This is a genomic window from Streptomyces sp. CBMA291, from assembly GCF_014596525.1.
Classification (GTDB): Bacteria; Actinomycetota; Actinomycetes; order Streptomycetales; family Streptomycetaceae; genus Streptomyces.
The window spans coordinates 19,260-32,955 of record NZ_MSJP01000022.1 but is presented as its reverse complement, the minus strand read 5'-3'; the positions used below and the strand labels follow the sequence as shown (position 1 = coordinate 32,955).

The window sequence follows — 13,696 nt, the reverse complement described above, 5'->3', positions numbered from 1 at the left end:
GCGGTCAGTTCGCCGTGCGGACCCGGAGTTCCTTGACGCCGTTGAGCCAGGCGGCGCGCAGCCGACGGGGCTCTCCGGCGAGGGTGAGGTCCGGCAGGGTGTCCGCGAGGGCGTTGAAGATCAGTTCGATCTCCTTGACGGCGAGGGACTTGCCCAGGCAGAAGTGGGGTCCACCGCCGCCGAAGCCGAGGTGCGGGTTGGGGTCGCGGGTGATGTCGAAGCGTTCGGGGTCGGTGAAGACCTCGGGGTCGTAGTTGGCGGAGGAGTAGAAGAGTCCGACGCGGTCGCCCTTGGCGATCTTCTGTCCGGCGATCTCGGTGTCCTGGGTGGCGGTCCGCTGGAAGGAGACGACGGGGGTCGCCCAGCGGACGATCTCCTCGGCGGTGGTCGCGGGCCGTTCCCGCTTGAAGCGTTCCCACTCCCCGGGGTGGGTGAGGAAGGCGTGCATGCCGTGGCTGATGGCGTTGCGGGTGGTCTCGTTCCCCGCGACGGCGAGCAGCAGGACGAAGAAGCCGAACTCGTCGGAGGAGAGGTTGCCTTCGCCCTCCGCCGCGACGAGCCGGCTGACGATGTCGTCGGCGGGGCACTTCTTGCGGGCGGCGGCCATGTTCATCGAGTAGCCGATGAGTTCCATGGCGGCTTCGGCGCCGATCTCCTCGGTGATGGCGTACTCGGGATCGTCGTACGCGACCATCTTGTTCGACCAGTCGAAGATCCGGGAGCGGTCCTCCTGGGGGACGCCGATGAGTTCGGCGATGGCCTGGAGGGGCAGTTCGACGGCGACCCGGGTGACGAAGTCGAAGGTCCCGTCGGCGTCCGCGCCGCGCTTCGCCTCCTCGACGATGGCCCGCGCCCGCTCGCGCAGGGCGGTCTCCAGACTCCGGACGGCGCGCGGGGTGAAGCCGCGCTGGACGATCTGGCGGACCCGGGTGTGCTCGGGCGGGTCCATGTTGAGCATGATCAGTTTCTGGACCTCGATCTGGTCCCGGCTGATGTGCTCGTTGAAGCGGATGACGGCGGTGTTCTCGTTCGAGGAGAACAGTTCGGGGTGGGTGGAGACGTACTTGACGTCCGCGTGGCGCGTGACGGCCCAGTACCCGCTGTCCCCGAAGCCGGTGACGCCGGGCGGCTGGGGGCACCACCAGACGGGCGCGGTCCGCCGCAGCCGGGCGAACTCGGGGAAGGGGACGCGGGTGCGGAGCAGATCGGGGTCGGTGGCGTCGAACCCTTCGGGGAGGTGGGGGCAGGGCATCGGCAACACACTCCACAGCTGAGGGGATCCGCGGGGGTGTACGGGATCCGGAGGGTTCTGATGGACCGTCAGGAGTCGTCGGGAAAGCTAGTGACGAGTTCCGCAAGAGGCAAGGGGCGTCGCGGGAAGTCTTGCCTCCCTGACCCTTGCGCACCCATGGGCGCGGTCATAAGACTGCAAGAGGAACTAGAACGCGTACTAGTTCCCCCGTGACGCCGACCGACGGGATGCCGGGACGCCCCGTCCGTCGAGGAGAGGACGAGCTCATGGCCGCGGAACCCGTCATCGTCGAAGCCGTACGCACCCCCATCGGCAAGCGCGGAGGCGCGCTCGCCAATCTCCATCCCGCCTACCTCCTGGGCGAGACCTACCGCGAACTCCTCGGCCGCACCGGCATCCCCGCCGACTGCGTCGAACAGATCGTCGGCGGTACGGTCACCCACGCGGGGGAACAGTCCATGAACCCCGCCCGCACCGCCTGGCTCGCCATGGGCCTTCCGTACGAGACCGCCGCCACCACCGTCGACTGCCAGTGCGGCTCCTCGCAGCAGGCGAGTCACATGGTGGCCAACATGGTCGCGGCCGGCGTCATCGACATCGGGATCAGCTGCGGCGTCGAGGCCATGTCACGGGTGCCGCTGGGCTCGGGCTCCAAGCACGGCCCCGGCAAGCCCTTCCCCGACGAGTGGAACGTCGACCTGCCCAACCAGTTCGAGGCGGCCGAGCGCATCGCCCGCAAGCGGGGGCTCGGCCGCGAGCGCGTCGACTCCCTCGGCCTGCTCTCCCAGGAGCGGGCCGCGAAGGCCTGGGCGGAGGAGCGCTTCAAGCGGGAGACCTTCGCCGTCCAGGTCCCCACCACCGAGGACGAGCAGGCGGCGGGCCAGGGCATGTGGCGGCTCGTCGACCGGGACGAGGGCCTGCGCGACACCACCATGGAGGGTCTGGCCGGGCTCAAGACCGTCCTGCCGACCGCCGTGCACACGGCGGGCAACTCCTCGCAGATCTCCGACGGCGCCGCCGCGCTCCTGTGGGCCTCCAAGCGCATGGCCCGCGCCCTCAAGCTCAGGCCGCGCGCCCGGATCGTCGCCCAGGCGCTGGTGGGCGCCGATCCCCACTACCACCTGGACGGCCCGATCGACGCGACCCGCGCGGTCCTCGGCAAGGCGGGGATGTCCCTGCGCGACATCGACCTGGTGGAGATCAACGAGGCCTTCGCCTCGGTCGTGCTGAGCTGGGCGCAGGTCTTCGAGCAGGACCTGGAGAAGGTCAACGTCAACGGCGGGGCCATCGCCCTCGGCCACCCCGTGGGGGCCACCGGCGCCCGTCTGATCGCCACCGCGCTCCACGAGCTGGAACGCGCGGACAAGGAGTTCGCCCTGATCACGATGTGCGCGGGCGGCGCGGTGGCCACGGGCACGATCATCCAGCGCCTCTGAGCCCCGTCCCCTACGGGATCCCCCGGAAAACGCCGCAGGCCCCGGTCTCCCTGGCGGGAGCGGGGCCTTGCGGAAAGCTGGGGGTGGCGGCGCGGCGGTCTCTTAGTACCAGCCGTTGGCCTGCCAGAACGCCCACGCGGCGTTCGGGGAGCCGTAGCGCTCGTTCATGTAGTTGAGGCCCCACTTGATCTGGGTCGCGGGGTTCGTCTTCCAGTCGGAACCGGCCGAGGACATCTTCGAGGCCGGAAGGGCCTGGACCAGGCCGTAGGCGCCGCTGGAGGAGTTGGTGGCGGTGTGGCTCCAGCCGGACTCGTGGGACACGATCTTGCTGAAGGAGGCGTACTGGCCCGAGGGAACGATCTTGCGGGCGATGTCCTGCGGGCTGGCGGCCGAAGCCGTACCGGTCGTGCCGAGCACCGCACCCGAAGCGGCCATCAGCACGGCGGCGGAGGCGGCGAGGGACTTCTTGCGGGCAAGGACACGAGTGGCGAGCGAGCTGAACAACGGAGCGACCTAACGTCGGGGACAAGGGGCGCGCCGGGCGGTTTCGGCAAGCCGGAACCAGGGCCCGGGAGACCCGGGAACTGGGGGGAACCGGCCGTCCGCGGTGCTGCGATGAGCACCGGCTGCCTGGCGACGTCCACCAGAGAACCAGGGCGGGAAGGCCTGCGCAACGACCCCCTGTACGAGGGAGCTTCGGACCCGGGGCCTGCGGGACCCGCCCCACCGGAAGGGCGTTTTCGCAGCTCACCACCGGTTCGGGCGGTCGCGGTACGCCTACTACTCCCGCTCGTACGTGATCTGGGTCCTGTGGGGCGCCTCACCCGGGGAGGGCTCTCCGGGTGCCTTGAATGTGACCTGGGCCTCGAAGTTCGCCCGTCGCGTCGCCCGCCGCAGGGCCTTCAGGAGCGTCCCGCCGACCGTGAGGGTGAGGACCACCGCGAGCACCGCCCGGCCCAGGTCCCAGCCCATGGACGTCGCGGTCACATAGGCGAGGAACCGGACCAGGTTCTCCTGGAGCGGGGCGCCCGGCACGAACGAGATCCCGCTGCCCGGCCCCTGGAACAGCACCCAGCCCTGAAGGTTCATGATCGTGCCGTACGCGAAGGCCGCCACGAAGCCGTACGCGGCGAGCATCAGCAGCTCCGCCCGCCCCCGCAGCCGCTCCGGGCCCGGAAGCAGCCCCGCGCCCATCGTGAACCAGCCCATCGCCAGCATCTGGAACGGCATCCAGGGCCCCACCCCGCCGGTCAGCAGCGCCGAGGCGAACATCGTGACGCCCCCGAGGACGAAGCCGAAGCCCGGCCCGAGGACCCGCCCGCTCAGCACCATCAGGAAGAACATCGGTTCGAGACCGGCCGTCCCCGCGCCGAGGGGCCGCAGCGCCGCGCCCACGGCGGCGAGCACCCCCAGCATCGCCACCGCCTTCGCGTCCATCCCGGAGTCGGCGATGGTCGCCACCACCACGGCCACCAGCAGCGGGAGCAGCAGGGCGAACAGCCACGGCGCGTCCGCCGCGTGCGAGGTGACCGCCGCGTCGGCGCTCGCGAAGAGCGGCCAGCAGAAGGCGGTGAGCCCCACCAGGGAGACCAGGACGAGCGCCGCCACCGAGCGCGGCCCGAGCCGCATCGGCCGGGCGCTCACGGGGCCTCCTCGGGAGCGGGAGCCGTGGCAGGAGTGGCAGGGGTGGCGGAAGAGGCGGAAGAAGAGGAGGGGGAGGGAGTGGGGGCCGTGGAGGGGGCCGGAGCGTCCAGGGCCCGTTCCACCTGCTCGACCGTGAGCCAGGGCTGCGGCGCGAGGATCTTCGCCACCTGCGGGGAGAAGGCGGGCGAGGAGACGACGATCTCGGCCGTGGGGCCGTCCGCGACCACCTCGCCGTCCGCGACGATCACCACCCGGTGCGCGAGGTCCGCCGCCAGCTCCACGTCATGGGTGGCGAGGACGATCGCGTGCCCCTCCGAGGCGAGGGCCCGCAGCCGGGTGATCAGCCGTGCCTTGGCCGCGTAGTCCAGGCCGCGGGTCGGTTCGTCGAGCAGGAGCAGCGGCGGGCGCCCGGTCAGGACGACGGCCAGCGCGAGCGCGAGCCGCTGCCCCTCGGAGAGGTCCCGGGGGTGGGTGTCGTCCGCGACTCCCGGCAGGAGTACGGAGACCAGCTCCCGGCAGGTTCCGGGCGCCGCCTCCGCGTCGGCGTCGGCTGCCGCGCACTCGGCGGCCACCGTGTCGGCGTAGAGCAGGTCGCGCGGCTCCTGCGGGACCAGGCCCACGTGCCGGATCAGCTCGCGCGGGTCGGTGGTGTGCGGGGCGTGGCCCGCGACGAGGACCGTGCCCGAGGTGGGGGCGAGCATGCCGACGAGGGTGGAGAGGAGGGTGGACTTCCCGGCGCCGTTGCGGCCCATGAGCGCGACCGTCTCGCCGGGCGCGACCCGCAGGTCGACCCGGCGGAGCGCCTCGACCCTGCCCCGCCGGACACCGAGCCCGGAGACCTCCACGAGGGGGGCGGCGGGGTCGGGGACGGCGGCGGCGGGTCGCCGCCGCCGGAAGGGACGGAACCCGCCACCCGACGCGCTACGAGTACCGGAGACGCGGGTGCCGGAAACGGGGGCACCGGAGACGGGGGTGCCGGAGCCCTGGGCCCCCGGCACCGGCGAGGCGCCGACGGGCAGCGCGGACACGCCTCCGGCACCCCCCTCGTACCCCTCTTCCAGCCGTCCCCCATGCCGTCCCCCGAGCCGCTCCCCAAGCCGCTCTCCAAGCCGTTCCTCCAGCCGTTCCTTCAGTGGTCCGGATCGGCGGCGGGCGTCTCGTACGGTCAGCGGGAGGGGTTTCCAGCCGGCGAGGCGGCCGAGGGCCACCACCGGGGGGTGGACGGGGGAGACCGCCATGATCTCCTCGGGCGGGCCCATCAGGGCCTCCGGCAGGAGGATGACCTGATCGGCGTACTGCACCACCCGTTCCAGGCGGTGCTCGGCGAGCAGGACCGTGGTCCCCAGGTCGTGCACCAGGCGCTGGAGGACGGCGAGGACCTCCTCCGCCGCCGACGGGTCGAGAGCGGACGTCGGCTCGTCGAGGACCAGGACCTTCGGGTGCGGGGTGAGGACGGAGCCGATGGCCACCCGCTGCCGCTGCCCGCCGGAGAGCGTGGCGATCGGCCGGTCCCGCAGTTCGGCGAGCCCGAGCAGGTCGAGGGTCTCCTCCACGCGCCGCCGCATGACGCCGGGCGCCAGGCCCAGGGACTCCATGCCGTACGCCAGCTCGTCCTCGACGGTGTCGGTGACGAAGTGCGCCGACGGGTCCTGGCCGACCGTGCCGACCAGGTCCGCCAGCTCGCGCGGCGGATGCGTGCGGGTGTCGCGCCCGTCGACGGTGACCCGCCCGGTGAGGGTGCCGCCGGTGAAGTGGGGGACGAGCCCGGAGACCGCGCCGAGCAGGGTCGACTTGCCGACGCCCGAGGGACCGACGAGCAGCACCAGCTCGCCCTCGGGGACGGTGAGGTCCAGGGCGCGCAGGGTGGGCGCGGAATCCGCCTCGTAGGTCATCGAGACGTTCTCGAAGCGGATCACGCGTTCTCCTTGGGAACGGGGGCGGTGAACGCGGGCACCAGGCCCACCAGGACCGACACGGCGGGCCACAGCGGCAGCTCAGGGGCTGTCAGGGGTACGACCCCGGGGTGCAGGGCGTCCGGCGCGTACGCGTTCGCCTTGATCATCAGGGCCGCGACCAGCATTCCGGAGCCCGCGACCAGCCAGGCGCGGGCGTCCCAGCGGTCCGGGCGGTAGCGGGTGCGGACCGTGCGGCGCCCGCCGAGCCGCAGCCCGGCCATGGCCGCGAGCACCCCCGCGACCAGCAGTGGGAGCCCGTACCCCGCGCCTTCGGCGGCGAGCAGCCCGTAGGTGCCCGCGCAGACGCCGAGCAGCCCGCCGAGGGTGAGCAGATGGGTGGTGCGCCGTACGGAGGCGGGGACGTGCGCGGTCCGTCCGTAGCCGCGCGCGTCCATGGAGGCGGCGACCGCGATGGACCGCTCCAGGGCTCCTTCCAGTACGGGCAGGCCGATCTGGAGCACCGCACGGACGCCGCCCGTGGGGCGCCCGCGCAGCCGCCGGGCGGTCCGCAGCCGGGCCACGTCCGCGACCACGTTCGGCGCGAAGGTCATCGCCACGACGACGGCGACCCCCGCCTCGTACAGGGCGCCCGGCAGCGACTTGAGCAGCCGCGCCGGGTTGGCGAGGGCGTTCGCCGCGCCCACGCAGATCAGCAGGGTGGCCAGCTTGAGGCCGCCGTACAGGGCGAAGACCAGTTGCTCGGCCGTCACCCGGCCGCCGATCCGGATGCCCTGCGCCCAGTCGGGCAGCGGCGCCTCGGGCAGGGTGAACAGGACGTGCGAGCCGGGGAGGGGGGAGCCGAGCAGCAGGGTGAAGACGACCCGCAGGAGGACGACGAACAGGCCGAGCTTGACGAAGGCGCCGTACGAGCGGGACCAGGGCGCGTCGGTACGGCGGGCGGCGACGACGTATCCGGCGACGCCGATGATCAGCCCGAGCAGCAGCGGGTTGGTGGTCCGCGAACCGGCCACGGCGAGCCCGAGCGCCCACAGCCACCAGGCACCGGCGTGCAGCGCGTTGGCACGGCTGGCCTCGGGCGCCCGCAACGAGCCCCGCGTCCGCGCGAGCCACCCGGGACCGGGGCCCCCTACGGGACCGGGGCCCCCTACGGGGGTGGACGCCCTTACGGGGGTGGACGCCCTTACGGGCCCTGCGCCCCTGAGGTCCCCTAGGTCCCCTGGATCCCCTAGGCCACGTACAGCCCCTGGATCCCGTAGGCCCCCTATGGTCCCTAGGGCCCCTACGGCTCTCAGGGATCTCGGGGACCCGGTCCTGCCGGAAGCCCCGTCGACGGCGCCAGCCACATCAGCCCTGCCAGCCCCACGAGCCGTTTCGGCCCGGTCGGCCCGGTCGGCCCCGTCGGGCACGCTAGGCCCCACAGGCCCCACAGGCCCCACAGGCCCCACAGGCCCCACAGGCCCCACAGGCCCCACACGCTCCCTAGGATCCACAGGCTCCCCAGGTCCCACAGGTCCCATCGGCTGCCCGGTCGCCCCCACCGGTTTTCCCTCGGCGTCGCTCATGCCGGGATCATCCGCGTCGTCGGCCCTTCCAGACCGCCGCGCCACCCAGGGCGAGGACGGCCGCGCCGCCCGCGAGGACGCCGAAGGAGGGACCGCCGCCCGTGTCGGTGCCGTCGGTGCCGTCGGTGGCGGCAGGAGGCGCGGTGGCGGTGGTGTCCGGGGCGGGGGAGGCGGTCTGCTCGGCGACCTGTTCGCCGCAGCCGCGCGCCGGGTAGCCCGCGATCCCGCAGAGCATGGCGGAGCTGTCGTACCGCAGCGGCTTGACGAGGATGGCGAGGGCCTCGGCGGCGCTCGCGTCCTCGCGGATCACGGCGCAGCCGACCCGGACCGGCGGCTGCGGCGGGTTCTCGCCGGGTGGGGCGTCCTGGGCGCCGCCGAAGTCGACGACGACCCCCACGCGCTTCTCGCCGCTCTTGGGGGTGGCGTCGCCGCAGATGGTGGTGAAGCCGGGGGCGGTGGTGGGCTTGGTGGCGTCGGAGGTGCCGCTGCTGACGGCGAAGCGGAAGCCGACGAGGTCGCCGTCGCCGGGCCGGGCGGTGGCGGCGCCCTGGGTGGCGTACGTCCAGGGCTTTCCGCCGGCGCTTTCCCAGAACGACCAGTACCGGTATCCGGCGGCCTGTGCGGGCGCGGCGGCCGTTCCGGCGAGTATGAGGAGCGCTCCGGCGAGGGCGCCCGCGAGCCGGGCGCCGGTCCTGCGGATCGCCGTCACTTCTTGCGGCCGCTCACGAGGAAGCCGATGCCGACGCCGACGACCGTGCCGATGCCGACGATCCACCACACGTCGAAGCCGGAGTCGTCGCCGTCGGCGGCGCTGCCGGCGGTGGAGGTGTCGGGGGTCTTGGGCGTGGGACCGGAGGCGTTGAGCTGCTCGACGAGGTCGGTGGTGCCGAACTCGCGGGGGTCGGTCTCGGTCGCGCGGGCGGCGAGGATCAGCTGCGCGTACGCGGCCGGTCCGCCTTCCTTCGCCCAGTCGGCGGAGTTCTTCTCCAGCCATTCCAGGGCGGGCTTGGCCTCCTTGGCGGCGCCCGCTGCGGCGAGGGCGACGACGGCGTCGGCGGTGTTGCCGAAGTCGGGCCGCTCGGTGGTGTCGGTGGCGCCGGGCATCGGGGGCAGGGCGAGGTGGCCGGTGGCGGCGAGGGCCTTGGCCAGGTGGGAGGCGCCGTTGAGGGCGGCCCGCTCGACGGTCGGCTTCGACAGGTCGGCGCAGCTCGTGGGCTGGTCGGGGGAGGCCTTGGTGGCGACGACGCTCTTGCCGAGTCCGGCGAGGGTGGCGGCGGCGGTGGCGTCGTCGTTGGCGAGGAGCTTGCCGCTCTTGTCGGGCTGGTAGGCGAAGGCGCCCGCGCCGTCCTTGTCGGAACAGGGCAGGGCGAAGGTGAGGAGGGCGTCGTAGGGGGTGCGGCCCTCGGCGGAGGTGTAGGAGCCGGGCTTCACCCCGGTGGCGGCGAGCGCGCCGATGACGATCGAGGTGGAGTTGGCGTCGGAGGCGCCGCCCTCGCCGTATCCCCAGCCGCCGTCCTTGTTCTGTACGCTCCGCAGCCAGCCGGTGCCCGTCTCGACGGCCTTGTCGACCTTCTCGGCGTCGGCGCTCTGGCGGCGGACGGCGGCGAGTGCCTGGACGGCGAGGGCGGTGGCGTTGGTGTCCCGCATGGTCTTGGCGTCGCAGGGCGTGCCGGGCTCGGGGCGGTACGCGGCGAAGGAGCCGTCCTCGCACTGCTGGCCGAGCAGCCAGTCCACGGCCTGGTCGGCGGGCTGGTAGCCGGTGCCGCGCTGGGCGAGGAAGGCGAGGGACTGGCGCCACACGCCGTCGTACGTCGGGTCCTTCGTGCCGTAGAGGCCCGGCGGGAGCGTCCCGGCGGTGGCCGAGGGGGAGGGCGCGGCGGTGGCCGCGCCTGCGGCTCCGGTGCCGAGCAGGACGGCGGCTGCGAGTGCGGCGGCGGTGCTGCGGACGGTGATCATGGGGCCCTCTCCTGGCGGCCGGGCACCGGCACGCCACGGGGGCACCAGGCTCCGGCTCCGTATTCCTCGACGGTGCCGGCGGTCACGTCCCGGGCGGGGCATTCCGACTTCGCCACCCCGGGGGCGGCTCACGGCTGCGGGTCAGTGCCGGATTTCCACCGGCTTCCCCCCGTACGGGCATGATGACGACCGAACCAGTCTACCGGCCCGTAGCCCGGTCCTCCGGTGGGTGGGAGGTGCCTCACACCGCGAGGTACGCGACGGGGTCGGTGCCCGGGGCGGGCTCGGCGCGGCCGAGTTTCACCAGGCGGCGGAGGTGGGCCTCGGCTTCGCTGACGGCGATGGAGCGGGAGCCGTGGGGGATGCGGTCCCAGGGGCGGTTCCACTCCATGCGTTCGGCGAGCTGCCAGGGGGTGAGGGGGGTGGTGAGGAGGGCGAGGAGTCCGCCGAGCCGTTCTTCGTGGTGGGCGAGGAGGGCGTGGACGCGTCCGGTGGCGTCGGTGAAGGCGTGCTGGTGGGCGGGGAGGACTTCGGCGACGCCGAGGCGTCCGACGCGTTCGAGGGAGTCCAGGTAGTCGCCGAGGGGGTCGTCGTCCTGTCCCGTAGCCCCGGTGGTGTCGTCGGGGTCCTCGTAGAGCCCGATGTGCGGGGAGATGCCGGGCAGGAGATGGTCGCCGGAGAAGAGCCGGCCGTGGCCGGGCAGTCCGGCGGGGTGGGCTTCCTCCAGGTGGAGGCAGACGTGGCCGGGGGTGTGGCCGGGGGTCCAGACGGCGCGGAGTCTGCGTCCGGCGAGGTCGAGGAGTTCGCCGGGGACGATCTCGCGGTCGGGGAGCGCGGCGCGCTGTCCGGGAAGGGTGGTCGTACGGCGGGCGCTGCGGGCGGCGCGGAGCGGGGCGAGGTGGTCCTCGGGGGCGCCGACGGCGGTGAGCTTGCGGAGGAGGTAGTCGAGCCAGGTGCCGGGCGGGGATTCGCGGGAGCGGCGGACGAGGGCGGCGTCGGCGGCGTGCATGGCGATCCAGGCGCCGGACTCCTCCCGGACGCGTCCGGAGAGTCCGTGGTGGTCGGGGTGGTGGTGGGTGACGAGGACCCCGTGGACGTCGGAGACGCCGATGCCGAGGGCGGCGAGTCCGTCGGTGAGTTCGGTCCAGGAGGCGGGGTCGTCCCAGCCGGTGTCGACGAGGACGGGCCCCCGGTCGGTGTCGAGGACGTGGACGAGGGTGTGCCCGAGCGGATTGTCGGGGATGGGCACCCGAAGCGACCAGACGCCTCCGCCGTGCGCGGTGACCTGGGGCGCGGTTTCCTGCATGGGTCCTCATCTCTCCGTGACGGATGGACCGTTGGGCCATGGTAGCGAGAGCTGACTGTCCGTCAGTATGACGAGGGGCGCCCTTTGCCGGATTGCCGGATTGCCGGCGGCGCGGAGGGCCGGAGGGCCGGAAGGGCGGAGGCGCGGAGGGACGAAAGGGCGGCGGCGCGGCGGCGCGGAAGGTCGGAAGGGCGGCGGCGACGCGGAGGTGCGGGCGGGTTCGGGGCCCCGCCCTCCCGCCCTCCCGCCTCTCCCCGCGCGGGAGGCGGACCGCTCGGATCCGGCCGAGTCGCCCGAGGAATCGGCCTGCCGGAGGGAAGTCCCCTCCGGGGGCGGCCGGACCGGAGGACGCTCTTCCTGTCCGTTCCGGTTCGACAGGAGGCCGTGTGGCATACCAGGTCAAGTGTGGATCGCTCAAGACCACGACGGGGAAGCCGTGCAAGAACCCCGCGATGGTCGGCTACTCCCGGTGCCAGATCCACCGGGGCGCGTGGACCCCGCCGCAACGACGGAAGACCAAGAAGCGCTGATCCCGGGCGGCTTCGCGTCCCTGGCCATGTCCGACGGGAACTGGTATCAGTTCTGAAGCACCGTGTCTGACGCATCGTCAGGCTATGGGCATCGTCAGGGTTCCCCGGCCGGGGTCCGCCCCCTCGGGGCGGGCGCCCGGCCGGGGTTCGTCCCCTCGGGAAGGTGGCGGTCGTGAGCGGGCTTGTGGAGCACGGGAAGCTGTTCGTCGGCGGGGAGTGGGTCGATCCGCTCGGCGACGAGGTCATCGAGGTCGTCTCGCCGCACACCGAGGAGGTCATGGGGCGCGTCCCGCACGCCTCCCGGGCCGATGTCGACCGGGCCGTGGCCGCCGCGCGCCGGGCCTTCGACGAGGGGCCCTGGCCCCGGCTGCCGCTCGCGGAGCGGATCGAGGTCGTCGGGCGGATCAAGGACGCCATCGCCGTACGGCACGAGGAGATCGCCCGTTCCGTCAGCGCGCAGAACGGCTCCCCGTACTCCTGGTCGGTCCTCGCCCAGGCGCTCGGCGCGATGCTGGTCTGGGACTCGGCGATCGCCGTCGCCCGTGACTTCCCGTTCGAGGAGCGGCGTGCCGGTGTCCTCGGGCCGCTGCTCGTGCGGCGTGAGCCGGTGGGCGTGGTCGCCGCCGTCGTCCCGTGGAACGTGCCGCAGTTCACCGCCGCCGCCAAGCTGGCGCCCGCCCTGCTCGCGGGCTGCCCGGTGATCCTCAAGCCCTCGCCCGAGACTCCCCTGGACTCGTACATCCTCGCCGACATCGCGGCGGAGGCCGGGCTGCCCGAGGGGGTGCTCAGCGTGCTGCCCGCCGACCGGGAGGTGAGCGAGTACCTGGTGGGTCACCCCGGTGTCGACAAGGTCTCCTTCACCGGTTCGGTCGCGGCGGGCCGCCGGATCATGGAGGTCGCCTCCCGCAACCTCACCCGCGTCACCCTGGAGCTGGGAGGGAAGTCGGCGGCGGTGATCCTGCCGGACGCGGACGCGGCCGCCGCCGTCGCCGGGATCGTCCCCTCCGCGTGGATGAACAACGGCCAGGCGTGCGTGGCCCAGACCCGCATCCTCGCCCCCCGTTCGCGGTACGGGGAGTTCGCCGAGGCCCTCGCGGCGGCGGCGGGCGCGCTGGTCGTCGGCGATCCGATGGACCCGGCGACCCAGGTCGGTCCGCTGGTCGCCCGCCGCCAGCGGGAACGGTCCCTGGACTACATCCGGATCGGCCAGGAGGAGGGCGCCAAGGTCCTCGCGGGCGGCGGGCGCCCGGCGGGGCTCGACCGGGGCTGGTACGTGGAGCCGACGCTCTTCGGCGAGGTCGACAACGGGATGCGGATCGCCCGGGAGGAGATCTTCGGGCCGGTGATCTGCCTTCTGCCGTACGGGGACGAGGCCGAGGCCCTGCGCCTCGCCGACGACTCCGACTTCGGGCTCAGCGGCAGCGTGTGGACGGGGGACGTGGAACGGGGCGTCGCCTTCGCCCGGAGGGTCCGCACCGGTACCTTCAACGTCAACACGTTCAGCCTGGACATGCTCGGCCCGTTCGGCGGTTACAAGAACTCCGGTTTCGGGCGCGAGTTCGGTCCCGAGGGCTTCGGCGAGTACCTGGAGCACAAGATGATCCACCTGCCGGCCGGATACGGAAACGAGGGCGGTGCCTGATGGGCGACCGCTGGCACATCGAGGTCGACCGGAGCCTCTGCATCGGCTCCGGCATGTGCGCCGCCACCGCCCCGGACGGCTTCCTCCTCGACGCGGCCCGTCAGTCCCACCCGCTGACCCCGGACACCGACGCGGGCGAACGCCTCCTCGCGGCGGCCGAGGGCTGCCCGGTGGAGGCCATCCTGATCACCCTGGGCGAGACGGGCGAGCCGGTGTTCCCGCCGGAGGACTGACCGGCGGCCGGAGCCGACTGTGCGACATCCCGTGGGTTGCTCTGAACCCTCCGGAGCCCTTGACCCCGTGGCCAGGCGGTTCGTCCTCTCTCTCATGGCGGTTCGCGGGCTGACGCAACTTCGGGACAGCACATCGGCCTCGCCCCGGTCGGCTACGACATCCACCCGGCCCTGGAGGTCATCGCCTTCGAGGTGGTCGACGCGGCAGCGCACCCCGGC

General features: G+C 73.3%; 12 protein-coding genes and 1 riboswitch. Of the genes, 4 read left to right on the top strand and 8 right to left on the bottom strand.

Translation table 11 applies throughout. The annotated features are described in order from the left end of the window. Positions 1–4: 4 nt before the first annotated feature. Complete coding sequence (locus tag BU197_RS05870; RefSeq protein ID WP_188267133.1) at positions 5–1,252, bottom strand: cytochrome P450; 1,248 nt, start codon at positions 1,250–1,252, stop codon at positions 5–7. A 266-nt stretch (positions 1,253–1,518) separates the two neighbouring features. Between BU197_RS05870 and BU197_RS05865 the strand changes: the two genes are divergently transcribed. Further along, a complete protein-coding gene (locus BU197_RS05865; protein ID WP_188267132.1) occupies positions 1,519–2,688 on the top strand; it encodes a steroid 3-ketoacyl-CoA thiolase in 1,170 nt (389 codons plus the stop codon). A gap of 102 nt (positions 2,689–2,790) precedes the next feature. On the opposite strand, the gene BU197_RS05860 is transcribed toward BU197_RS05865, so the two are convergent. From BU197_RS05860 to BU197_RS05830, 7 genes are all read right to left on the bottom strand, one after another. After that, entirely contained in the window at positions 2,791–3,192 is a 402-nt protein-coding gene (locus BU197_RS05860) for a transglycosylase SLT domain-containing protein (protein WP_188267131.1), read from the bottom strand. Between the two features lie 276 nt (positions 3,193–3,468). Then, positions 3,469–4,317 (bottom strand): ECF transporter S component, encoded by an 849-nt coding sequence (locus BU197_RS05855; protein ID WP_188267262.1) that lies wholly within the window; start codon positions 4,315–4,317, stop codon positions 3,469–3,471. A gap of 11 nt (positions 4,318–4,328) precedes the next feature. Further along, on the bottom strand, positions 4,329–6,248 hold the full coding sequence (locus BU197_RS05850) for an ABC transporter ATP-binding protein (protein WP_188267130.1): 1,920 nt from the start codon (positions 6,246–6,248) through the stop codon (positions 4,329–4,331). Then, a complete protein-coding gene (locus tag BU197_RS05845; RefSeq protein WP_188267129.1) occupies positions 6,245–7,333 on the bottom strand; it encodes a CbiQ family ECF transporter T component in 1,089 nt (362 codons plus the stop codon). The genes BU197_RS05850 and BU197_RS05845 overlap by 4 nt, the downstream gene beginning before the upstream one ends. A 484-nt stretch (positions 7,334–7,817) precedes the next feature. Then, on the bottom strand, positions 7,818–8,519 hold the full coding sequence (locus BU197_RS05840; RefSeq protein WP_188267128.1) for an SCO2322 family protein: 702 nt from the start codon (positions 8,517–8,519) through the stop codon (positions 7,818–7,820). Continuing rightward, a complete protein-coding gene (locus BU197_RS05835; RefSeq protein WP_188267127.1) occupies positions 8,516–9,766 on the bottom strand; it encodes a prenyltransferase/squalene oxidase repeat-containing protein in 1,251 nt (416 codons plus the stop codon). The genes BU197_RS05840 and BU197_RS05835 overlap by 4 nt, the downstream gene beginning before the upstream one ends. A 74-nt stretch (positions 9,767–9,840) precedes the next feature. Then, a riboswitch (cobalamin riboswitch) is annotated at positions 9,841–9,980 on the bottom strand. Positions 9,981–10,007: 27 nt separating this feature from the next. Next, a complete protein-coding gene (locus BU197_RS05830; protein ID WP_188267126.1) occupies positions 10,008–11,072 on the bottom strand; it encodes an MBL fold metallo-hydrolase in 1,065 nt (354 codons plus the stop codon). A gap of 386 nt (positions 11,073–11,458) precedes the next feature. Here BU197_RS05830 and BU197_RS05825 point away from each other — a divergent pair, with 386 nt between their 5' ends. The 3 genes from BU197_RS05825 to BU197_RS05815 all read left to right on the top strand — a co-directional run bounded on the left by BU197_RS05825 (position 11,459) and on the right by BU197_RS05815 (position 13,477). Next, positions 11,459–11,602, top strand: a complete 144-nt coding sequence (locus BU197_RS05825; RefSeq protein ID WP_188267125.1) for an HGGxSTG domain-containing protein — start codon at positions 11,459–11,461, stop codon at positions 11,600–11,602. Between the two features lie 172 nt (positions 11,603–11,774). Next, positions 11,775–13,244 (top strand): aldehyde dehydrogenase, encoded by a 1,470-nt coding sequence (locus BU197_RS05820; RefSeq protein ID WP_188267124.1) that lies wholly within the window; start codon positions 11,775–11,777, stop codon positions 13,242–13,244. Beyond that, the gene (locus BU197_RS05815) at positions 13,244–13,477 is read left to right on the top strand and encodes a ferredoxin (RefSeq protein ID WP_188267123.1); all 234 of its coding nucleotides are present in this window, start codon (positions 13,244–13,246) and stop codon (positions 13,475–13,477) included. Before BU197_RS05820 ends, BU197_RS05815 begins: the two co-directional genes overlap by 1 nt. Positions 13,478–13,696 lie beyond the last annotated feature (219 nt).

Coding starts and splice junctions, on each gene's coding strand:
- BU197_RS05870 (WP_188267133.1), bottom strand. CDS start 1,252: ATGCCCTGCCCCCACCTCCCCGAAGGGTTCGACGCCACCGACCCCGAT.
- BU197_RS05865 (WP_188267132.1), top strand. CDS start 1,519: ATGGCCGCGGAACCCGTCATCGTCGAAGCCGTACGCACCCCCATCGGC.
- BU197_RS05855 (WP_188267262.1), bottom strand. CDS start 4,317: ATGCGGCTCGGGCCGCGCTCGGTGGCGGCGCTCGTCCTGGTCTCCCTG.
- BU197_RS05835 (WP_188267127.1), bottom strand. CDS start 9,766: ATGATCACCGTCCGCAGCACCGCCGCCGCACTCGCAGCCGCCGTCCTG.
- BU197_RS05830 (WP_188267126.1), bottom strand. CDS start 11,072: ATGCAGGAAACCGCGCCCCAGGTCACCGCGCACGGCGGAGGCGTCTGG.
- BU197_RS05815 (WP_188267123.1), top strand. CDS start 13,244: ATGGGCGACCGCTGGCACATCGAGGTCGACCGGAGCCTCTGCATCGGC.